A 23,000-nucleotide genomic window follows, 5' to 3' on the forward strand; every position below is an offset into this window, starting at 1 on the left:
TAACACAACTTTTACGTGTACACAGGTGCTATTAATCGCTCTACTTCTTCGCTTGGGAGAGGCTTGCTGAATACATATCCTTGAATATGGTCGCAATTCATGGTTCGTAATTTCTCTTTTTGCTGTTCTGTTTCTACTCCTTCTGCGATTACGGTCATTCCTAGGCGATGAGCGACTTCAATTAATGCTTTTACAATGGTGAATTCGTCTTCATCATAATCAATATCGCTAATAAAAGATCGATCTATTTTTAAGATATCGACTGGCAGTTTTTTTAAATAGTGAAGGGATGAGTAACCTGTGCCAAAGTCATCCAATGCAAGTTTAATCTTTAATTCCTTTAAAGTGTTCAGTTTTCGCAATACTTGATCAGCGTGGAGCATAGCTGCACTTTCCGTTATCTCAAGCTTTAAAAACTCGGGATCCAGCCTGCTCTCTTGAAGAGCATTTAAAATAGAAGGAATTAGATCTTCATGCAAAAATTGCCTCATTGATATGTTTACTGACATCATTAGATGATTTAGACCTTTATCGTGCCATTCTTTTGCTTGTTTACAAGCTGTATTTAAACCCATTCTCCAAGCTTGATGATTTGACCCGTTTCCTCTGCAATTGGAATGAATTCTGCTGGGGAAACAAATCCGAGTGTTGGATGATTCCAGCGAATGAGAGCTTCTGTTCCAATAACACGGCCAGTTTTCAAGTTTACCTGTCGCTGATAATACAGCACAAGCTGATTCCGTTCAATCGCTTGTCTAAGTTCGTTCTCCATTTCAATTTTTGTCATCATTCGATTGGTAATTGATGTGTTATAGAATTGATAATTGTTTTTTCCTCTTTCTTTTGCATCATACATGGCAATATCTGCATTCTTTATAAGTGTTTGTACATCATCTGCATCGGTTGGAAACAGGCTGATCCCTATGCTTGCGGTCAGGTAAAATTCATTACCGCGCACCAGATAAGGATTTGATAAAGTCTCAATAAGAAGTTGAGCAAATCCCTCAATCTCTGTTTGGGTTTTAAAAGCAGGAACCAGAATGATAAACTCATCTCCGCCAAGCATGCTGATGATACAATTTTTCCTGGTTTTTCAAGCAGACGGCTGGAAACCTCGGTTAATAGATAATCACCAGCTTCATGACCAAGTGTGTCATTCACGATTTTAAAACGATCCAAATCGATAAAGAGAACAGCCATAGTTGAATCGTCGTCAACTTCATTGATTTCCGATTTAGATGCTGCATGAAATAGGTGGGGTTAAAAAGATTTGTTAACGGATCATAATGAGCTAAATACTGAAGATTTTCCTTGTTTTCAACAATCTCATGAAACATTTTTTTTAGTTTTATTTCGGTTTCTTTGAAATTATGAACAATATGTGCAGCTTCGTTTATAGCGGCATCAGGCCAGTTAATTTTCTCATTCAAAAATATCTTATCAGGGAGGTTCGTTGTCAGCTGCCCAATTTTCATTAATGAAGCCTGCATCCAGCGACTGATAATAAGAGAGATGAAAAAGGCGATTGCTGAGAAAAGATAAGCATATGAAAACATAGAGATGTATTTTTGGTAAAGTTCATTCTTGTAATCGGCAACAGGAACGGATACGCGAAGCTTCCAAGGGAAATCTGAAACAATTGAAACTTCTTTGCTGTATGACATTTCAGTCCATTCCTGCAATGTTGAAAACGATTCATTTTTCTTAGGATTGAAAAGTTCGTCACTTGAAATCTCATTGTTTGGCCGTGCAAAAGCAGCTCCTGTCTTATTTGCTGGCTGATTCGATATGATGACTTTGTTTTGCCTATCAATTAAAGTAATGGCCGTATTCTTCATGCTGTTTTCCTGAATAATGGATAAAAAGGAATAAGGTCTAATCACTCCAACAACATATCCATAAAACGCCTTATTCTTTTCGACTGGTACCGACAATGAAACAAGATATTCAGAATGAGGAGCATCTGATAGATAAATATCGGTAAGTCTTGTTTCACGGATAAGCGAATAGAAACTCCTGGATGAGGCTTAAAGTCTCTGAATATATTTCTGAATCTTACTGCCTGAATCTGATTGTATTTGTCTGATACATAGAGCACTTTAAAACTGGGAAAAGCATGCTGAATAAAGATTAAGTCATTTTTCACATTAACAAGAGCATTACCGTCCGTGTACTTTATCCTGTCAGCTACTCAAACTGATGGACTTATATGCTGGCTGTAAAGGGAATTCAGCTGAAATACAGATGAGTTTTTTGTATCATCGATCTGTTTTTGGATGTCTTTTTTTACATCGTTCAAATCACTTTGACCGACGTAAATTAAAGAACCTAAAAGCGGAAATAAGAAAAACAGCATCATCAGATTGAAAAGAATTTCCTGCAGGAAACTTTTCTTTTTGTTTTGGATTGCAGAATGGCTTCGATTAATATGATCAGGATATTTGCAATGAGTACATTAAATAACATGTTAACGCCTTGTTTAAGCATGATAAGCAGTGTATTCATCAGATCCAGGTTCAAAAAGAAGCTGCTGAATACATATGAAAGCGGCATGCAGATCATAAACCATGACAAAAGTCATGACCCATCTATTATAAGTCCAAATTCATCAAAGAAATGTAAAGTTTTGAGTAAGCTGGTTCCTTTCACTGATGTAATATTATCTTCCATAAAGTTGATGATATTTTACATTATGCAACTGAAATACAAGAAACCTTTTAACAAAATGTACAATGTAAACCGAAAGAATAGAAAGTAAAATAGATACAAAGTTTGAATTTTTAATATTTTGAATATTATATATTTTATTGAGGACAACTATTGAAAGTTTGGTTCTTAAAAGGAGGCTGTCGCATGTCAGATAAAGTTGTCATTGGGTTAATTCAGGCAAGCAATGATGTGGATGGAAATGAACCAGTCGAGGTTCATAAAGAAAAAGCAATTAAAAAGCATATTGGTCTTGTGAAGGAAGCGAGTAAAAAAGGTGCTCAAATTATCTGTCTTCAGGAAATTTTTTATGGACCCTATTTTTGTACAGAACAAAATACAAAATGGTATAACGCAGCAGAAGAAATTCCGAACGGGCCTACTACAAAGCGATTTCAGGATTTGGCAAGAGAACTTGGCACCGTTATTGTTTTGCCGATCTATGAACGCGAGGGTATTGCCACTTATTATAATACTGCTGCAGTCATCGATGCAGACGGTGCATATTTGGGCAAATACAGAAAACACCATATTCCGCATGTAGGTGTAGGGAAAGAAGGCGGCGGTTTCTGGGAAAAATTTTATTTTAAACCAGGAAACCTAGGGTACCCGGTGTTTGATACAGCTTTCGCAAAAATTGGGGTTTATATCTGTTATGACCGCCACTTTCCTGAAGGTGCAAGATTACTTGGGCTGAATGGAGCTGAAATTGTCTTTAATCCATCAGCTACCGTAGCAGGTCTCTCAGAGTATCTATGGAAACTTGAACAGCCTGCACATGCTGTTGCTAATGGATACTACATCGGCGCCATCAACCGGGTAGGATATGAAGGTCCTTGGAACATGGGGGAATTTTACGGACAATCCTACCTTGCAGATCCTAGAGGGAGCTTTGTCGCAACAGGCAGCCGTGATAATGACGAGGTCGTCATCGGCGAAATGGATAAGAAATTGATTCGCGAAGTCCGCGATACGTGGCAATTTTATCGTGATCGCCGTCCGGAAACCTATCAGGAGATGACAGCACTTTTACCTTAAAAGCTCTAAAAGGAGGTTTTTTTCTTGGCTCGGGATATTTCTTATCAAGATATAGAAAGCAATTTTTTAGAAGTTGAATCTGCATTATCAAACCGGGAAGCCTTTGAGGAATCGAACCGCTGCTTATATTGCTACGATGCCCCGTGTATTCAGGCATGTCCGACCGGAATTGATATCCCCTCTTTTATTAAGAAAATTGCATCCGGAAATTTAAAAGGAAGCGCAAAAACCATTATGTCAGCAAATCCGGTAGGTGCAAGCTGTTCAAGGGTATGTCCCACAGAGGAGCTGTGTGAGGGTGCCTGTGTTTTAAACTCATCAACAAAACCTATCATGATTGGCAATTTGCAGCGATATGCGACAGATTGGGCCATTAAAAATGAACAGGTTCTATTTAAAGCCGGTGATAAGAACGGGAAATCAGTGGCAATCGTCGGAGGCGGTCCTGCTGGATTATCGGCCGCCAGGGAGCTAGCGCTTTTGGGGTATAGTGTAACGATTTTTGAAGCTGAAAAACATGCAGGCGGCTTAAATACGTATGGCATTGTCTCCTTCAGACTTCCACAAGCAATTTCGTTTTGGGAAGTCCAGCAAGTGAAAAACTTAGATGTAGAAATTCGTACGAATACAAGAGTCGGTCAGGATATCATGGCTTCTGAATTAATAGAGAGATATGACGCTGTTGTCCTTGCTATTGGGATGTCTTCAGTGCCGAAGCTCGGTATCGAAGGCGAAGATGCTAATGGGGTCTACGATGCAATTGATTTTGTAAAAGAAACGAAGTCTTCAAAGACAAGAGAGCTGGTTGGTAAGAAAGCAGTTGTAATTGGTGCAGGGAACACAGCGATAGATGCTGCAACTTGCTCTGTCAGGCTCGGTGCAGAGGACGTCAGCATTCTCTATCGCAGAACGAAGGCAGAAATGACAGCATACGATTTTGAATATGAATTTGCAAAACAAGAAGGAGTAGGGTTCAAATGGCTGACTGCTCCAAAGCGGATTGTAACAAATCAGGATAACAGAGTAATAGGGATTGAATGCCTTAAAATGGAACTGATTGCCGGAGCAGAAGGACAGCGTCCCCGTCCTGTTCCAATTCAAGGCTCTGAATTTATCATCGAAACAGACGCTGTGATTCGTGCAATCGGCCAATCCAGATATCTAAATTTAATCGAAGAATTTGGAATTGATCATCTTGACGGGGTAGTCAGAATATCTGAGGAATCCTATCAAACCTCCAATGAGAAAATATTTGCCTGCGGGGATGTGATTTTTGGCAAGGGTCAGGGAGAAGCGATGGTCGTTTCTGCAGCTCAGCAAGGAAAGCTGACGGCCTATGAGATTCATAGAAAGATTTCTTATGAAGAGTTAAAGCTTGCTTAATTTATGAATTCATAGATTTCGTGCCTTGAAGTTTACTCTGATGCTGCAAGTAAGCGGTTCGAGATGATCAAGGCAGTTTTCGCATTTCTATAGTCCAGCTGCAGCGCCTAGCTCCACGGTCAGAACGGCTCTGCCAGTAAAGGCAAAACCGGCCTTTTCTGTCAGATCCTTTTCTGCCATGCCTGAGCTGACCAAGGCGCTTCCGCATTTCTATTGTCCAGCTCCACCGCCTAACCCTTCGGTCAGAACGGCTCCGCCAATGAAGTCAAAACCGGACTTCATCGTCGGATCCTTATCTGCCTGTCAGGGCTAAACAGGCGCTTCCGCATTTCTATTTGTCCAGCTGCAGCGCCTAGCTCCTCGGTCAGAACGGCTCTGCCAGTAAAGGCAAAACCGGCCTTTTCTGTCAGATCCTTTTCTGCCTCTCGGAGCTGACCAAGGCGCTTCCGCATTTCTATTTAGGAGGTTTGATCATGGCAGACTTGAAAATTGATTTTGCAGGGATAAAGTCACCAAACCCTTTTTGGCTCGCTTCCGCCCCCCCTACGAACTCTGGCTATCAGGTTCAGAGAGCGTTTGAAGCAGGCTGGGGAGGGGCTGTTTGGAAGACGCTTGGAGATCCGATTTTAAATGTTTCTTCCCGCTTTGCGGCAGTAAGTTTTAATGGACAGCGCGTTGCGGGATTTAACAATATTGAATTGATTACCGATCGCCCTCTTGAGGTAAATTTAAAAGAAATTTATGAAACGAAAAAAAGATTTCCGAACCATGCTATTATCGCGTCGCTAATGGTAGAGCCGAAACAAGAGAAATGGCATGAAATTGTAAAGCGTGTTGAAGATGTTGGCGTTGATGGACTTGAGCTGAATTTTGGCTGTCCGCATGGTATGGCCGAGCGGGGCATGGGAGCAGCGTCCGGCCAGGTGCCAGACTTAGTTGAAAGGCAAACATACTGGGCAAAAGAAGGGGCAAAAACGCCTGTCATTGTCAAACTCACTCCTAATATTACAGATATCACAGTAACAGCAGAGGCAGCCGTTCAAGGCGGAGCTGATGCAATCTCAATGATCAATACGATCAATAGCCTTGCAGGAGTAGATATTGACACGTGGAATACCATTCCTCACGTTGCGGGAAAAGGGGCTCACGGAGGATATTGCGGTCCTGCAGTTAAGCCAATTGCATTGAACATGGTCGCTGAATGCGCGAGAAATCCGCGCATTAACGTTCCAATTTCTGGGATCGGAGGAATTTCAAACTGGAGAGACACGGTTGAATTCATGCTGATGGGTGCAATGGGCGTGCAAGTTTGTACAGCAGCGATGCACCATGGATTTAGAATTGTGGAAGATATGATTGAAGGATTATCCAATTATTTGGATGATAAGGGTTTATCATCTGTAATGGATATTGTCGGCAAATCTGTCCCAAGGTACTCAGATTGGGGAGAGCTTGATTTAAACTATAAAATCGTGGCGAATATCAATACAGAAGTTTGCATCAATTGCAACAAATGCCACATTGCCTGCGAAGATACATCACACCAATGCATCGATATGCTGAAGGATGAAAGGGGACACTCGTATTTAAAAGTTCGTGAAGAGGATTGTGTCGGCTGCAATCTTTGTTCAATTGTATGCCCTGTTGACGGTGCGATTGATATGGTGGAGCTTGTAAATGAACTTCCGCCGATGACATGGAACGAAAGGCAGGCTGTGATTGGAGCGCTTAGAACCTCTAGTGAGGATTTTGTGAAGTAAAGGGAGGCAGGCTAAATGAAAAAATTGATTAAAAATGGAACTATCGTTACTGCTGCGGATACTTATAAAGCAGATATTCTAGTGGACGGAGAACAAATCGCAGTGATTGGAAGCAATTTGTCAGAAGAAGGGGCAGAAATCATTGATGCCAATGGCTGCTATGTTTTTCCAGGTGGAATTGATCCTCATACACATCTTGATATGCCATTTGGCGGAACTGTGACAAAGGATGATTTTGAAAGCGGGACAATGGCCGCTGCTTTTGGAGGAACGACAACGGTTATTGATTTTTGTCTCACTGAGAAAGGAAAGCCATTAAAGGACGCAATCCAAACGTGGCATGAAAAGTCGAAGGATAAAGCCGTAATCGATTACAGCTTTCATTTGATGATTTCTGAAATAAATGATGATGTGCTTGAAGAACTGCCCACTGTGATAAATGAAGAGGGTATCTCATCATTTAAGGTCTTTATGGCATATAAAAACGTATTCCAGGCTGATGACGAAACCCTATTCCGCACACTTTTGACTGCTAAAGAACTAGGCGGTCTTGTCATGGTTCATGCTGAAAATGGAGATGTCATTGATTATCTTACAAAAAAAGCACTTGCAGATGGAAAAACAGATCCCATTTATCATGCTTTAACACGTCCTCCTGAGGTTGAAGGTGAAGCAACCGGAAGAGCTGCCCAATTAACAGGACTTGCAAATTCACAGTTATACGTAGTGCACGTATCATGTGCCGATGCTGTTGAAAAAATTGCCGAAGCAAGAAGCAAGGGTTTTGATGTATGGGGGGAAACCTGTCCTCAATACTTGGTGCTTGATCAAACGTATTTGGAAAAGCCTGATTTTGAAGGGGCAAAATATGTATGGTCACCGCCTCTTCGCGATAAAAAGCATCAGGATGTCTTGTGGAATGCACTTAAAACAGGAGTGCTGCAAACCCTTGGATCAGACCAATGTTCCTTTGACTTTAAAGGACAAAAGGATCTTGGAAAAGGAGATTTCACAAAAATCCCTAATGGCGGTCCAATCATAGAAGACCGATTGAGCATCTTATTTTCAGAAGGTGTCAATAAAGGAAGAATCTCGCTTAACCAATTTGTTGACATGACAAGTACAAAAACTGCGAAGTTATTCGGATTGTATCCTAAAAAAGGGACAATTGCAGTAGGGTCTGATGCAGATTTGGTTCTTTTTGATCCAGCTGCAGAGAGAACAATTTCTGCTGAAACTCACCACATGGCGGTTGATTATAATGCGTTTGAAGGAATTAAGGTCACTGGAGAGCCAGTTTCCGTTTTATCCCGGGGTGAATTTGTCGTGCGTGACAAGCAATTTATTGGCCGCGCAGGAAGCGGGAAATTTCAGAAGAGAGCTAAATACGGTGAGCAGCTTGGCGCAAATGAAAATGAAAAGGTATCAATTTAAGAGAAATCTTTTGAATAACGAAAGATACATTCATTTGGAAGGAGATATGCGAAAGTGGCTAAAAATTATTTGAAGTCTCCTGATTTGCTGCCTATTCCTCATAGTAAGAAAAACATTGGTTCACTGGGATTTGCTTTAATCTGGGTTGGTATGGCTGTTGTATTAGCAGCCTTTGCAATTGGAGGGTCAGGTGTTCGAGAACTCCCACTCGGATGGGTTGTTATAGCAACAATCATTGCTTCGATTGCCCTTGGACTTTTGATGACTTTAACAGGTGATATTGGAGTTGAGCATGGATTATCCTTCCCTGTTTATATGAGGGCTCCCTTTGGAACAGTCGGGACGCATATTCCTTCGGTCGTACGAGGATTTGTTGCTTCATGCTGGTTTGGTGTAAATACTTATTTCGGTGCAGCGGCAATGAATGCAATCCTCGCAACATTATTCGGATTTAATAACATGTTTGTCTGCTTCTTTATTTTTGCAGTCTTGCAGATTGTCAATACAGCCCTTGGCATGAAGGCTATAGAACGATTTGCAGACTTGGCCGCACCGGTTATCATTATTATCTCAGGATGGATGTATTTTACCCTTTCTGATCAAGCCTTGCAGGAAGGCAGAAACGTTTGGTCGTGGGTGGAAAGCCCGGCAACCGGAGGAGCAGCTGTCACAGCTTTCATGGTAGTCATTATGTCGAATATGGGATTTTGGGGAACTCTTGCTGCAGATATGCCTTCATTATCAAGATTTGTTAAAGCCCCAAAATTAGAAAGAAACTGGTTTAAACGAAATAAGAGCCAAATTGCCGGTAATGTCATTGCTTATCCAATCGTGCAAACCTTTATGGTCGTGATTGGTGCTGTATCATATATTGCCGTAACCAACTTTGATCCTGTCGTTGCCCTGCAGGAGTCTGCAACTGGAATTGTTCTAGGAATCCTATTGATTATGATCGTCTTTGCACAGTGGTCAACCAATACTTCTGCAAATCTTATTCCTGCAGCCACTATTTTCTCAAACGTAGGAGGGCCAAAGGTTCCATTTTGGGCAGGTGTAGCGGTGGCTGGTTTCATCGGTATCGTGGTTCAGCCGTGGAGTTTATTTGGAGTAATCATTGGAATTTTATTAATAGTAGGAGGCATCTTGGCTGCTATTTGCGGTATTTTAATAGCCGACTACTATTTGATTCGGAAACGCAGGGTTAATGTACGGGACCTTTACGAAAGTGAAGGCCAGTTTAAGTATTTTAAAGGTGTAAATCTTGCAGGATTTATTGCTTGGATTATTGGCGGGGCTGCTGCAGTAGCTTTAAAAGATTATTCTTTTATTGTAGGTTTTGCGGCAGGAGGCATCACTTACTACGTCTTAGCCAAATATTGGTGGTTTAAAATATATGTTCAGGCAGAAATTGCAGATCCAGATGATGCAAAGTATCTTGGAATTTCAGTCGGAAATGACTGGACAATCGACCTTGAAGAAGAATCTGTGCCGAACGTTGCTATTGTCCCTGGACAAACGGAGCATATATAAAGAAGGAGGCTGGATATGTCTGATTACCAGGAGTATCTGTCCGAAAGGGATAAAATTGACTATTATCTTGATCAGGGCTACAAGATTGCCAGTGTAGCTGAAAATTTAAGCGGAGCTTTTCTTACTTTTAAAAGTCAGACAGATCAAGATGATTTGATTGAAATGCATATAAAGACGGCAGAAGCCAGAAAGTACTTTTCATCAAAGCTTATGGCTCAATACCAAAAATGACACTTTCGACAAAGATAGGGCAGAATTTGTCCTATCTTTTTTGTGAGAAAAACTGGCTATTGTGTAGAGTAAAAACTGGCCATTCTTTATAATAGAAAACAGCGACATCAATAAAGGAGTGTACCGATGAAATCATACATTACGATTGATGAGATACTGAATCGAAAGCATTTTGTGCAAACCGAAGTGATTGCTGGTGCAAAAGGATTATATCGTCAATTGAAATGGGTACATATCGTAGAGTCCATCCAAATCAGTAATCTATTGAATGGCCATGAGCTGATCCTTACTACGGGAATGGGTTTTAGAGATGACCCTCATCACTTTGTTTTTTTTCTTGAACAATTGATTGAGCGTCAAACCGCTGGATTGTGCATTGAAATGGGAACTCACATTCACAGTATTCCAGAGGAAGTCATCAAACTCGCGAATCATCACCATTTCCCGATCATTTTGTTTCATCAAGAGGTTCCCTTTGTTGAAATTACTCAGGACGTGCATTCCCTCATTATTAATAAACAATATCAGCTCCTCACTGATTTAGAAAACTATTCTCAGCAGCTAAATAAGATGCTCCTTGAAATTGAAGACGATCACCAAATATTAAAATTCTTGCAGTCGTATCTAGAGGTTCAAGTTATTGCACTGTTAAGCGGAAACAAAGCAGATTTTTACCCGGAACTTAAGGGGAACGAAAAAGAAGAACTTTTGATGAAGATTAAGAATGCTGATATTGGCATAAAGACAAACATCGCCAGTCAGCCCGTTCAAATTCTTGGTGAAACATACGCTGAGCTGCTGATCATTTCAAAATACCGGGATCTGAATGAATTTGATCTGCTTATTTTGGATAGGACTGTAAACGCCTTTGCCCAGCATTTGCTGCGGGATTTATATGTGAAAGAAAAAAAGATGGCTGAGGAAAGCGAGTGGCTGACAAACTGGCTTGAAGGGGAATATACAGACGAGGTTATTAGAGAACAGTTATCCTTCATCGATCCGAACCTCCGTTTGAACGGAGGGGCAGTCTGTATTTGCAAGCTGATGCCAGATTCTTCAGCACATTCCCCAAATGTGGATGGAACGTATTTTAAACTGCTGTTCAGAACGGTTTTTGAGCAATTCGGATTTCATTTATTTACGGTTGAAGTTCGTCATCATCTTATTTTTATCGTAGGCAACAAACGAAATAAAAAGGATTGGAAAGAAAGAATGAATCAGGCATTTCTAAGAATTCATTCAGGCAATGGTTCTGAGAGATTGAAAAATTCCTCCATCTCCATTGGTGTCGGGAAATTTGCTGACAAACTAGGCAGCATTCATCAAAGCTACCAAACGGCTAAAGAAACGCTTGCCCTGCAGGACTCTCTTTGTAATGAAGGAAAAAGCTATTTTTATCAAGACTTGCATATGTACAGAATGATGTCATTGTTAAAAAAACACGGTAATCTGGAAGAAACGATTCACGAATATTTGGCGCCTGTTATTGAATATGACCTGAAATATAACGGTGACATGATGCATACTTTAAAAACGTATTTAGCCTGCAATGGATCTAAGCAGGAAACCTCTAAAAAACTGTTTATCGTCAGACAAACGCTTTATCATCGCATTGAAAAGCTTGAGCTGCTCCTTGGGGAAAACTTCATGAGTTCTGACAGAAGGTTAGCCCTTGAGTTTATGCTGATGGCCCATGATTTTATTATCAAAACAGAAGGTACCATTCCGCTGCAGCAAAAGATTGAATAGCCCAGGTACCATAGGAAAAGTATAGGAAACAAGTATAAAAGCAGTGGGTTTCACACGTGAAATCTCACTGCTTTAAGCATTTATTTAATAGATATTATTAATGTCTCCTGTTACTAGCGTAGCAGTTTATTTTAATAAACTATAAGGACTGTTTACCTCTTTCTAAACTTTATGGAATCATAATTTTGCGGAATAGTTGATTCCCTTTTCCCTTATTTCAACTAATAATTTGTTAGTTGTATAGGTTGTTCGCTTCAGTTTTGTTATCAAAGCAGTTTTATATTGCAGCTTAGATCATAAGTTTAAGAAGATTAGATCAAAGAAACTAAGGAGGATAGTTATGAAAGCAATAGTATGTACAAGATACGGTTCACCCGAAGTTCTGGAACTCAAAGAGGTTGAAAAACCTGCTCCTAAAGACAATGAAATTCTGGTTAAAGTCCATGCAACAACAGTAGCATCAGGTGACATAAGAGTTCGGAGTTTCAAAAGTCCGATCTTGTTATGGCTGCCTATGCGAATTTTCTTAGGTTTGAGTAAACCGAGAAAATCAATACTTGGCGTGGAGTTAGCCGGGGAGATAGAGAAAATAGGCAGGAATGTAACAAAATTTAAAAAAGGCGACCAAGTTATAGCCTTAACTGGGATGAGTTTTGGGGCTTATGCCGAGTACACTTGTTTGCCTGAATACGGGGCAGTAGCAATAAAACCTGCTAATGTGACCTATGAGGAAGCCGCTGCCGTTTCTTTTGGGGGGACTTCAGCGCTGCATTTCCTTAGAAAAGCAAAGATCGGCGACGGACAAAAAGTTCTTATCTACGGGGCTTCCGGTTCGGTAGGGACTTCTGCGGTACAGCTTGCCAAATACTTCGGGACAGAAGTTACAGGTGTTTGCAGTGCGGCAAATTTTGAATTAGTGAAATCACTGGGAGCCGATAAGGTAATTGATTATATGAAAGAGGATTTTACGAAAAGAGAAGAGCGTTATGATATCATCTTTGATGCAGTTGGGAAAAGCTCGAAATCAAATTGCAGGAAAGCACTAAATCCGAACGGGATATTTGTGTCAGTTGAAGGGCAGGGGATTGCTAAGGTGCGTACCGAAGATCTAATTTTCCTCAAAGAGCTTATTGAGACGGGAAAGTTAAAATCGGTCATTGATAAACGCTATCCGCTGGAACAAATTCCCGAGGCTCATAGATATGTAGAAAAAGGACACAAAAAGGGAAATGTAGTAGTAACTTTGGCTCATAATGAGAATAGATGACAAAGCTATGCACGATGATAAATGGAAGACTGAGTGAATTTATAACTTAAAGTTTGGATCTTATATTTAATGAATATAGGTGCTTTAGTTCAATAAAACAGCGGCAATCAAATTGATTGACGCTGTTTTCATTGCATATAAATTGTGTCTTTTTTATTGTGCCGTAAAAGTTTTTCAAAATGTAGCGTTATTTGCATAGTATCTTTTACATAGTGTCTAATGATTGACATTACACAGTGAGAGATAATGAACTTAATTAGTAGAATTTTCAGAATATCAGGAGGGATGGCAATGACAGTTGCAAATGAAGCAGCAACAATCAAAAATTTCATCAATGGAAAATGGGTAAATGCTACAGGAAATGAAGTTTTGGATGTAATAAATCCGGCCACAGGGAAGAAGATCGCAGCAGTTCCGATCTCAACTGCTGAAGATGTAAATCACGCTGCCACTGCTGCAGCACAAGCTTTTCAGACATGGAAACGGATGCCGGTACCTAAAAGAGCAAGAGTGCTATTTAAATATCAGCATATTTTAACAGAGAACCATAATGAGTTGGCAAAATTAATTGTTTCTGAGAATGGAAAGGCATTTAAAGAGGCTTATGGCGAGGTACAAAGAGGGATCGAGTGTGTTGAATTTGCTGCAGGGGCACCATCCTTAATGATGGGTGAATCCTTATCTGGAATTGCTGAAGATATGGATTCTGAGATGTTCCGCTATCCGCTTGGCGTTGTCGGAGGAATTACGCCATTTAACTTCCCGATGATGGTCCCGCTGTGGATGTTTCCTCTTGCGGTTGCATGCGGAAATACGTTTGTGCTGAAGCCGTCAGAGCGAACACCGCTCCTTGCCAACAAACTCGCTGAAATGTTTACGGAAGCAGGTGCGCCAGACGGTGTCCTTAACATCGTACACGGCAGTCATGATGTAGTGAATGGATTATTGGAGCACCCGGATATTAAAGCGATTTCATTTGTTGGCTCTCAGCCTGTCGCAAAGTACGTCTATGAAAAGGCTGCAGCTAAAGGAAAACGCGTTCAAGCCCTTTCTGGAGCAAAAAATCATCACGTCGTTATGCCGGATGCTGATTATGATAAAGCGGCACAGCATATTATCAGTTCCGCATTTGGCAGTGCAGGTCAGCGCTGTATGGCATGCAGTGCAGTTGTTGTTGTTGGAGAAGGCGATGCATTCATGCAGACTTTACAGCAAAAAGCAGATGAATTGGTGATGGGAAATGGCTTAGAAGAAGAAGTGCTGCTGACTCCTGTCATCCGTGATACTCATCTCAATAAAGTGCTGGGATATATCGAAAAGGGAATTGAAGAAGGTGCGGCACTTGTTCTTGATGGACGAAGAGATATAGAGGATCAAAAAGAAGGATACTTTTTAGGGGCCACCATTTTTGATAAAGTAACACCTGACATGACCATTGCAAAAGATGAAATATTTGCACCAGTCCTTAGTGTGCTTCGTGCAGAAAACTTAGGTGAAGGTCTTGAATATATTAGAAAATCCCGCTACGGAAATGGAGCCACCATTTATACAAAGGATGCTCATGCGATTCGGACTTTCAGAGAAGAAGCTGATGCCGGGATGCTTGGAATTAATGTCGGAGTGCCGGCTACAATGGCTTTCTTCCCGTTCTCAGGTTGGAAGGATTCTTTTTACGGAGATTTACATGTCAACGGCAAAGACGGCGTAAACTTCTATACACGCAAAAAAATGATTACATCCCGTTTTGATTTTTAATAGACAAGGAGGATGACTATGCAAAAGAGTTCTGATATAAAAGAAACTTTACAAAGAGACGATGCGCATCTTTGGCATTCGATGAAACCGTATAATCCAGAAGCGACCATCATTGCAGAGGAAGCCAAAGGTGCATGGGTCAGTGATGCGAACGGAAAAAAATATTTAGACGGCATGGCCGGTTTGTGGTGTGTAAATGCTGGATACGGCAGAACAGAGCTTGCAGAAGCTGCTTATGAGCAGCTGAAAAAGCTTGCCTATTTTCCATTAACACAAAGTCATTTGCCTGCGATCGCGCTTTCCGAAAAGCTGAATGAGATGCTTGGCGGAGATTATGTCATCTTCTTCTCCAACAGCGGATCAGAAGCAAATGAAACCGCTTTTAAAATAGCCCGCCAATATCATCAGCAAACAGGCCAGCATGAACGCTATAAAATCATTTCAAGGTACAGAGCTTATCATGGCAATACAATGGGGTCACTAGCTGCAACCGGGCAGGCACAGAGAAAGTTTAAATACGAGCCGCTGGCACCTGGATTTATCCATGTACCTCCGCCGGATTCGTACCGGTTCCCTGAAGATGAAAATTCAGCAGCTTCAGATCTATTGTCTGTCCAGTCCATTGATCAGACCATGACCTGGGAACTCAGCGAAACGATTGCCGCCATGATTATGGAACCAATCATCACAGGCGGAGGCATACTGATGCCACCTGAAAATTATATGAAAGGTGTAAAAGAAGTTTGCGAAAAGCATGGTGCTTTGCTGATTGTTGACGAGGTGATCTGCGGATTTGGACGTACTGGAAAAGCGTTCGGGTTTATGAATTACGGCGTTAAGCCTGATATTATCACAATGGCAAAAGGAATCACTAGTGCATATTTGCCGTTATCTGCAACCGCTGTTAAAAAAGAAATCTATGAAGCATTTAAAGGATCAGAGGAATATGATTACTTCCGTCATGTCAACACGTTTGGAGGTAACCCGGCAGCCTGTGCGCTTGCGCTGAAAAATATAGAAATTTTTGAAAACGAAAAGCTATTTGAACGATCAAGCGAGCTTGGAGAACGCATGAAATCTGAATTGAAATCCCGATTGCATCAGAATCCCTATGCAGGAGATGTTCGGGGAAAAGGACTCCTGATCGGCATTGAACTTGTTGAAAACAAAGATACTAAAAAACCAATGGATGCAGGTCTTGTAAATAAAGTGATCGCTTCCTGCAAAGAAAAAGGGCTGATTATCGGTAAAAATGGGGCAACTGTTGCAGGGTACAACAATGTTCTGACGATTTCTCCGCCACTTAATATTGAAGAGGAAGATGCAGTGTTTATCGTTGATACTCTTATCGGTGAACTAAATGGAATAGCGGATTGATAATATAATAGGATAAAATGCAGCAGCGCAGGGCATCTACTTGCGCTGTTTTATTATTGCTTAAAAACACTTAACAAATCACTTAAAATCATTTAAGGTGATGATGGAGGTGAAGATAGTGTATCAAGAGGAACGATTAGTGAAAATCCTTCATGCTCTTAAAGAAAAAGAGAAGCTTTCCAATGAAGAAGTTTTTCAGATGCTTGGTATTTCAAGGGATACCGCGAGAAGAGACATCGTGAAGATTACAGAACAAGGGGCAGCAATCAGAACTCACGGAGGCATCGCACTTCCGCTTATAAAAGAAGAGATACAGGCTTACAAAAACAGATTAACCTCGTTTTCACATGAAAAACATTTGATCGGGAAATTCAGTTCAAATTTGATAGAAAAATATGATCTCTGTTTCTTTGATGTTTCGACAACCATCAAATTTTTGTGTGATCATCTTAAAACGCCTGCAGCAATCTATACTCATTCGCTTGATAATATTGAATCCCTGTCAGACAACGAAAAGGCAGATGTTCACTTAATCGGAGGGAAATTAGACCGAAAACACCGTTTTTTCTATGATCCTACTTTCAAACGGTCATTGAAAGCATTTCTTTTGATAAAGCCTTTATAGGAGCATGCGGCATCAGCGAAGATGGCATCTATTACGAAACAAAAGAAGACAGAATAATAAAAAAAACGGCAGCAGAACGATCGAAACAAGTCTATTTACTTGCGGATTTCAGCAAATTTGATCAAGACAGCAAGTTTAGAGCCTTTGATTTCTCGATGATTGATGTTCTCGTCACTGACAGAAAACCTCCTGCAAAGTTTCAGGAAATACTTAAGGAACATAAAGTGAAAATACTTATCAGCAAATTAAGGAGCGATTAGTGATGAAAACAGAAAAACAAAAGATGTTAGATGGAGAACTATATCTGGCTGCAGATGAAGAGCTTGTGCGTGATCGCACCCGTGCAAGAAAAATGACCAGATTATTTAATCAATCAATTGAGACGGATGATGATACACGAACCAGTCTGCTTAAGCAATTATTTGGCACGACCGGAGAAAATATCTACATTGAACCCATGTTCCGCTGTGATTACGGATACAACATCCATGTCGGCGAGAACTTTTATGCCAATTTTGATTGTGTTATATTGGATATTTGCAAAGTAACAATAGGAGACAATTGTATGCTAGCACCTGGTGTACATATTTACTCGGCCACTCATCCATTAAATGCTGAAGAAAGAAACAGCGGAGCAGAATTCGGAAAACCTGTTACCATTGGCCACAATGTGTGGATCGGCGGAAGAGCAGTCATTAATCCAGGCGTGACAATCGGAAACAATGTTGTCATTGCATCTGGAGCTATTGTAACGAAGGATGTGCCTGATGATGTGGCTGTTGGTGGAAATCCCGCAAGGATTTTGAAGCATATTGAGAAGTAATCTTTTACGTAGTAATAATAAAAAAGAAGCCACCTTAGGCTTCTTTTTTTAAATAAACTTTGATTTAAAGTATCCAGTGTCATTGTTATTATAAAAGGTAATGTTAATGGAAGACGATTCATTTCTCAATTATTCATAATTGATTTGCCAATTGATTCCGAACTTATCTGTTACCTGACCGTAAAGTTTGCTCCAAAACGTTTCTTGAAGGTCCATGCCTACAGTGCCTCCATCTTTTAGTTTGTTAAAAATAGATGTCAGCTCCTCTATGTTCTTGTTAACTAATGCAAGAGTAATATTGTTTCCTTCAACAAAAGGCATTCCGGGAAAAACATCTGAAAACATCACATTGCTTCCATCAATAGTAAGCCTTGTATGCATGACCAAATCTTTTGCTTCGTCAGGAAGTGGATATTCCGGGCTTTGCGGTGTTTCGCCAAAAGTCATAATTTGCGGTTTTTCTGTTCCAAAAACTTGAGCGTAAAACTCTACAGCTTCACGGCAATTACCATTAAAATTAATATAAACATCAACAGACATTTTGTTCACTCCTATGTATTAAATTGTATTTCTTTCCTATAATATCATCTTACTGTATTTAAACAAATTACATCCATAAATTGAAATGACTTGAATGGTGCCAATTAAAGTGAAATTCAGATATAAAAGGAAGATTTCATTTTGGGACGGTTTTCTTAGCTGTGAAAAAGTTCTGACTTCAAGAATCTATCCAGAACATGATACTATAGATGTGAAATATTTCGTGATCATCTGCGCAGTCATCCTGAAGATCGCAACACGTACGAAAAAGTTAAGCGGCGTCTTGCAAAAAATGATTGGTACACATGGAATGAGTACGCAAATGCAAAGACTGAGTGTCTCATGAACATTTTGAAAAAAGCAAGAAACCTATAGAGGAAGTGTCCCATGAAAATTTTAGCTATCTATGGAAGCAGCCGTGAGAACGGCAACTCAGAAAAATTAGCAAGCTATGTTTTAAAAGATATCAATCATTCTGCTTTTCATCTTAGGGAAATGAAAATTAAGCCAATTACCGATCAGCGCCATGATGAACATGGTTTTCAGCCTGTTGAGGATGATTTTGATTCGATTATTGAAGCTTTTCTAAAAGCAGATGCGGTTGTTTTCGTGACACCGCTCTACTGGTACGGCATGTCGGGTTCAATGAAGGATTTCTTCGATCGCTGGTCACAGGCTCTCCGTGATGAGCGCTATTCATTTAAAGAAAACGCAAAGGGCAAGAAAGCATATGTCGTCGTAGCTGGAGGAGACTCACCGAAGCTAAAGGCATTGCCTCTTATTCAGCAGTTCCACTACATCTTCGTCTTTGTCGGCATGGAGTTTGAAGGGTATGTCATTGGGGAAGCGAATGCACCAGATGACATTGTAAAAGATACGAAAGCGATTCGTGAAGCAGAAGTCATGAATGACATGATCAAACATAAGAATAGATAGTGAGTTTAGATGCATGGATGTTCGATTCCATGCATTTTATTCTTTCTAAGACCAATGACGGAGAAGCATCGTATTAATGAAGGAGACTCAATTAATCTATTTGCATTAATTTTTAAAAAATTGCGTAAAATGACTAGAATTATATTTCGAAACCCGATATATTAAGTAATACGTTGTAAATATTTTGCAGGTTAAATGAAAATGTTAAAGGCCAAAGGAGGGAATTTCAGGTGGAAACATTTAAAAAACTAAGGGCCTTTTATATGCCTTACAAAAACGATTTTTTATGGTCGATGGGATTTTTGCTGATTATGACGGCAATCACAGTTGTATACCCGATGGTTTTGCAGTTTACTATTGACGATGTCGTGTTAAAAGAGCAGTTTTCTCTCGTACCATGGATTGCACTCGGGTTTGTCGGCATTATGGTTGTAAAGGGAATTGCGACTTATTTTCACCAGTATTTAGGGGATATGTTCGGGATTAAATCTGTTTACAGAATGAGAAATGAGCTTTATGAAAAACTGCAGCGTCTTCCGTTTCGCTATTATGACAATGCGAAAACAGGAGATCTAATGTCTAGACTGACAGCAGATGTGGAGGGCTTCCGCTTTTTCCTCTCATTTGGGATTGCAGAATTAATCAGATTCATCATTTTAATTGTTATCAGTTTGTGTGTCATGTTTTATTACTCTGTTCCGCTAACGTTTGTAACGATTGCAGCTCTGCCATTTTTAGCTGTCGTCGTATACAAGTTCGATAAGCGGGTACACCCTGCATTCAGAGGAATCCGTAAATCATTCGGGAAGCTGAATACCAATGTCCAGGAAAATATCAGCGGCATTCATACAGTAAAATCTTTATCAAGAGAAGAGTTCGAAATCTCAAAATTCAATTCATCGAATAACGATTACAGGCAGAAATATTTAGACACTTCAGATGTATGGGCTAAATATTTTCCGCTGATGGAATTCATCGGAAATATATGTGTGGTTGCTTTGCTTGCTTTTGGAGGATACATGGTTATTGATGGAAGCCTGAAGCCGGGTGAGCTTGTTGCTTTTTACAGTCTTGTCTGGTATATCATGTGGCCGATTATGAACTTAGGATTTGTCATCAATTTATTTTCTCAAGCAAAAGCATCTGGTGAGCGCCTGCTTGAAATTTTAGAAGCAGACGAAGAGATCAGTGATGCCGATCATGAATTATCATCAAACAAATTATCAGGTCATGTAGCCTTCAAAAATGTTTCACTCCAATATAATGAAGAAGACGTACCTGCTTTGACTAATGTGTCATTTGAGGCACCGCCAGGAAAAACAGTTGGACTGATTGGCGCAACCGGGTCAGGTAAGACAACGGTCACACAATTATTGACACGTTTCTATGAACCGACATCTGGTGAGATTCTGCTGGACGGAAAGAACATCAAAGACCATTCCTTAAAAGCTTTAAGGGGCAGCATCGGAGTTGTGCTTCAAGAATCGTTCCTATTCTCGACAACGATCAAATCAAATATTTCATATGGAAAACCAAATGCGACAATGGATGAGATTATAGATGCGGCAAAACGCGCTCAGGCGCACGAATTTATCATGGAGCTTCCAGATGGGTATGATACGATGCTTGGTGAACGGGGCATGGGCTTATCAGGCGGTCAAAAGCAGAGAATATCCATTGCGCGTGCCATTTGTGTTGATCCGAGCATTCTGATTTTGGATGATTCAACAAGTGCAGTTGATATGGACACTGAGTTCCGCATTCAAAAGGATTTAAAGACAGTCATGAAGGATCGCACAACGATTATTATTGCTCATCGGATTTCTTCCTTAAAGCATGCAGATGAAATTATTGTGCTTGAAAATGGCGAAGTAGCCGAAAGAGGCACACATGAAGAACTTCTGCAAACAGGCGGACCTTACAAGCGAATTTATGACATTCAATATAAGGATCAAAAAGCTGTTGTACAGTCAAATGCAGGGTAGGTGAAAAATGTGCAAAAGAAAGAAAAGCAAGATTTAATTAAGCAGAGATTCTATTACTCAACAGATCAGATCATTGAAAAATCATTTAACTGGAAGCAAATGGGGAGGCTGATGGCGTACATTAAGCCTTATGCGAAAAACCTCCTGCCCCTCTCTTTTCTTACTGTTATACTGACCACCATTGTCCGTTTGATAGTTCCTATATTAATAGGGGTATACACACTTGATAAAGCGATCGTTCAAAAGGATTTAGATTTGCTTTGGGTGCTGGTAGGGTCCATATTTGGGCTTTACCTTGTATCTTATGTGGCAAATACGCTGCGGATCAGGTGGATGAACATGCTCGGGCAAAATGTCATTTATGATTTGAGGAAGCATTTGTTTACCCACGTTCAATCTCTTTCACACCGTTTTTTTGACTCAAGATCTGCGGGTTCTATTCTTGTCCGGATCATGAATGATATTAACTCGTTGCAGGAGCTTTTTACAAGCGGGGTTATTAACCTGTTAATGGATTTCCTGCTGTTGATTGGAGTTATTGTGATTCTGTTTACAATCAGCCCGCCGCTTGCCCTCTCGATCATGATTATTTTGCCGGTGATGTTTTTTATTTCAACAAGCCTGCGCAAAAAAATCCGGAGATCGTGGCAAACGGTTCGTTTGAAGCAATCGATGCTGAATTCTCATCTGAATGAAAGCATTCAAGGCATTCGTGTCACCCAAGCTTATACTCAGGAAAATGAAAACATTGAATTCTTTGATGGCATCAACACTGAAAATTTTGACAGCTGGCAGGATGCCACTCAGAAAAATGCGGTATTCCGTCCTTTTGTTGAGATGACAAATGCGATTGGAACAGCGATTCTCATTTGGTTCGGTGCATCGTTGATTGCAAATGACTCGATTACAATTGGTGAATTCGTATCTTTCGCCTTTTACTTAGGAATGTTCTGGGAGCCGATTTCAAGACTTGGCCAGGTGTATAATCAATTGCTGATGGGAATGGCTTCATCTGAACGGATCTTTGAATTTTTAGATGAAAAACCAATTGTTTCAGAATCAGCAGATCCTGTCGTCCTTGAAGATATAAAAGGAAAAATTGAGTTTGATAAAGTTGAATTTTCATATGATGGAACCCGAAAAGCCTTAAAAGGGGTTTCTCTTCAAATGGATGCAGGCCAGACTGTCGCACTTGTCGGGCACACAGGTTCAGGCAAAACGACGATCGCCAATTTGATCAGCCGCTTTTATGATGCAACTGGCGGTGAGGTGAAAATTGATGGCTATAATATTAAAGATCTATCAATTGGAAGCTTAAGGTCACAAATAAGTGTTGTCCTTCAAGATACCTTTATTTTCTCAGGTACAATTATGGAAAACATACGGTTTGGAAGACCGGATGCAACAGATGAACAAGTGATCGCTGCAGCAGAGGCAGTTGGAGCAGATGACTTTATTAAAGATTTAGCAAACGGTTATCATACAGAGGTAGAAGAACGAGGAAACGTCTTATCTGTTGGAGAAAGACAGCTTCTCTCATTTGCGAGGGCAATCCTTGCCGATCCGAAAATATTAATTTTGGATGAAGCGACAGCAAGTATCGATACAGAATCAGAAGTGAAAATTCAGCTGGCATTAAAAACGCTTCTAAAAGGCAGAACCGCAATCATGATAGCGCATCGCTTATCGACCATTCGCGAGGCGGATAACATCATCGTACTCGATCATGGAAATATTATGGAACAAGGAAATCACGAAGAACTTATGAAGCAGCAGGGAATCTATTTCGAGCTTGTTAAGGCCCAGTTTAGAATGCTTGATGCAGGTTAATAGACAGAGAGCCAATCCGAATGGGTGGCTC

General features: G+C 40.4%; 19 protein-coding genes and 2 pseudogenes. 16 read left to right on the forward strand and 5 right to left on the reverse strand.

Annotation, left to right across the window (positions count from 1 at the left end):
* Positions 1-11 precede the first annotated feature (11 nt).
* The 4 genes and pseudogenes from CYJ36_RS24745 to CYJ36_RS03500 all read right to left on the reverse strand — a co-directional run bounded on the left by CYJ36_RS24745 (position 12) and on the right by CYJ36_RS03500 (position 2,562).
* Positions 12-1,045: pseudogene (locus CYJ36_RS24745) on the reverse strand (putative bifunctional diguanylate cyclase/phosphodiesterase).
* Positions 934-1,200, reverse strand: a complete 267-nt coding sequence (locus CYJ36_RS24750; protein WP_101564823.1) for a diguanylate cyclase — start codon at positions 1,198-1,200, stop codon at positions 934-936. Before CYJ36_RS24750 ends, CYJ36_RS24745 begins: the two are co-directional and overlap by 112 nt.
* Entirely contained in the window at positions 1,158-1,883 is a 726-nt protein-coding gene (locus tag CYJ36_RS03495; RefSeq protein ID WP_219621061.1) for a hypothetical protein, read from the reverse strand. The genes CYJ36_RS24750 and CYJ36_RS03495 overlap by 43 nt, the downstream gene beginning before the upstream one ends.
* 475 nt (positions 1,884-2,358) lie before the next feature.
* Positions 2,359-2,562 carry a hypothetical protein gene (locus tag CYJ36_RS03500; protein ID WP_219621062.1) on the reverse strand — a complete coding sequence of 68 codons (204 nt, stop codon included), beginning with the start codon at positions 2,560-2,562 and terminating at the stop codon, positions 2,359-2,361.
* 291 nt (positions 2,563-2,853) lie between these two features.
* On the opposite strand from CYJ36_RS03500, the gene CYJ36_RS03505 reads away from it, so the two are divergent.
* The 12 genes and pseudogenes from CYJ36_RS03505 to CYJ36_RS03560 all read left to right on the forward strand — a co-directional run bounded on the left by CYJ36_RS03505 (position 2,854) and on the right by CYJ36_RS03560 (position 17,678).
* Positions 2,854-3,744, forward strand: coding sequence for a nitrilase-related carbon-nitrogen hydrolase (locus CYJ36_RS03505; protein ID WP_101564829.1), 891 nt, complete (start codon positions 2,854-2,856; stop codon positions 3,742-3,744).
* A gap of 24 nt (positions 3,745-3,768) precedes the next feature.
* Entirely contained in the window at positions 3,769-5,127 is a 1,359-nt protein-coding gene (locus CYJ36_RS03510) for an NAD(P)-dependent oxidoreductase (protein ID WP_101564831.1), read from the forward strand.
* 473 nt (positions 5,128-5,600) lie between these two features.
* Entirely contained in the window at positions 5,601-6,887 is a 1,287-nt protein-coding gene (preA, locus tag CYJ36_RS03515) for an NAD-dependent dihydropyrimidine dehydrogenase subunit PreA (protein WP_101564833.1), read from the forward strand.
* 15 nt (positions 6,888-6,902) lie between these two features.
* A complete protein-coding gene (gene hydA / locus CYJ36_RS03520) occupies positions 6,903-8,321 on the forward strand; it encodes a dihydropyrimidinase (RefSeq protein ID WP_101564835.1) in 1,419 nt (472 codons plus the stop codon).
* Between the two features lie 54 nt (positions 8,322-8,375).
* Positions 8,376-9,851 carry an NCS1 family transporter gene (locus CYJ36_RS03525; RefSeq protein ID WP_101564837.1) on the forward strand — a complete coding sequence of 492 codons (1,476 nt, stop codon included), beginning with the start codon at positions 8,376-8,378 and terminating at the stop codon, positions 9,849-9,851.
* A gap of 15 nt (positions 9,852-9,866) precedes the next feature.
* Complete coding sequence (locus tag CYJ36_RS03530; protein ID WP_101564839.1) at positions 9,867-10,082, forward strand: hypothetical protein; 216 nt, start codon at positions 9,867-9,869, stop codon at positions 10,080-10,082.
* A gap of 126 nt (positions 10,083-10,208) precedes the next feature.
* Complete coding sequence (locus CYJ36_RS03535; protein WP_101564841.1) at positions 10,209-11,831, forward strand: PucR family transcriptional regulator; 1,623 nt, start codon at positions 10,209-10,211, stop codon at positions 11,829-11,831.
* Positions 11,832-12,171: 340 nt separating this feature from the next.
* Complete coding sequence (locus CYJ36_RS03540) at positions 12,172-13,098, forward strand: NAD(P)-dependent alcohol dehydrogenase (RefSeq protein WP_101564843.1); 927 nt, start codon at positions 12,172-12,174, stop codon at positions 13,096-13,098.
* 291 nt (positions 13,099-13,389) lie between these two features.
* Positions 13,390-14,853, forward strand: coding sequence for a CoA-acylating methylmalonate-semialdehyde dehydrogenase (locus tag CYJ36_RS03545; protein WP_101564845.1), 1,464 nt, complete (start codon positions 13,390-13,392; stop codon positions 14,851-14,853).
* 18 nt (positions 14,854-14,871) lie between these two features.
* The gene (locus CYJ36_RS03550) at positions 14,872-16,230 is read left to right on the forward strand and encodes an aspartate aminotransferase family protein (RefSeq protein ID WP_101564847.1); all 1,359 of its coding nucleotides are present in this window, start codon (positions 14,872-14,874) and stop codon (positions 16,228-16,230) included.
* Between the two features lie 103 nt (positions 16,231-16,333).
* Positions 16,334-17,115 (forward strand): annotated as a pseudogene (locus CYJ36_RS24755) (DeoR/GlpR family DNA-binding transcription regulator).
* A 2-nt stretch (positions 17,116-17,117) separates the two neighbouring features.
* A complete protein-coding gene (locus tag CYJ36_RS03560) occupies positions 17,118-17,678 on the forward strand; it encodes a maltose acetyltransferase domain-containing protein (RefSeq protein ID WP_101564849.1) in 561 nt (186 codons plus the stop codon).
* A 129-nt stretch (positions 17,679-17,807) separates the two neighbouring features.
* Here the strand turns inward: CYJ36_RS03560 and CYJ36_RS03565 are convergent, their stop codons facing one another.
* Positions 17,808-18,218: a VOC family protein gene (locus tag CYJ36_RS03565; RefSeq protein WP_101564852.1), complete on the reverse strand. Its 411-nt coding sequence runs from the start codon at positions 18,216-18,218 to the stop codon at positions 17,808-17,810.
* 231 nt (positions 18,219-18,449) lie between these two features.
* On the opposite strand from CYJ36_RS03565, the gene CYJ36_RS24760 reads away from it, so the two are divergent.
* From CYJ36_RS24760 to CYJ36_RS03585, 4 genes are all read left to right on the forward strand, one after another.
* A complete protein-coding gene (locus CYJ36_RS24760) occupies positions 18,450-18,593 on the forward strand; it encodes a GrpB family protein (protein WP_374702778.1) in 144 nt (47 codons plus the stop codon).
* An 18-nt stretch (positions 18,594-18,611) separates the two neighbouring features.
* Positions 18,612-19,154 carry a flavodoxin family protein gene (locus tag CYJ36_RS03575; RefSeq protein WP_142382680.1) on the forward strand — a complete coding sequence of 181 codons (543 nt, stop codon included), beginning with the start codon at positions 18,612-18,614 and terminating at the stop codon, positions 19,152-19,154.
* A 230-nt stretch (positions 19,155-19,384) separates the two neighbouring features.
* The gene (locus CYJ36_RS03580) at positions 19,385-21,139 is read left to right on the forward strand and encodes an ABC transporter ATP-binding protein (RefSeq protein ID WP_101564857.1); all 1,755 of its coding nucleotides are present in this window, start codon (positions 19,385-19,387) and stop codon (positions 21,137-21,139) included.
* A 36-nt stretch (positions 21,140-21,175) separates the two neighbouring features.
* Positions 21,176-22,969, forward strand: a complete 1,794-nt coding sequence (locus CYJ36_RS03585; RefSeq protein ID WP_374702779.1) for an ABC transporter ATP-binding protein — start codon at positions 21,176-21,178, stop codon at positions 22,967-22,969.
* Positions 22,970-23,000 lie beyond the last annotated feature (31 nt).

Origin of the sequence: Bacillus sp. UMB0893, from assembly GCF_002858905.1 — a bacterium.
Taxonomy (GTDB): domain Bacteria; phylum Bacillota; class Bacilli; order Bacillales; family Bacillaceae; genus Bacillus_P.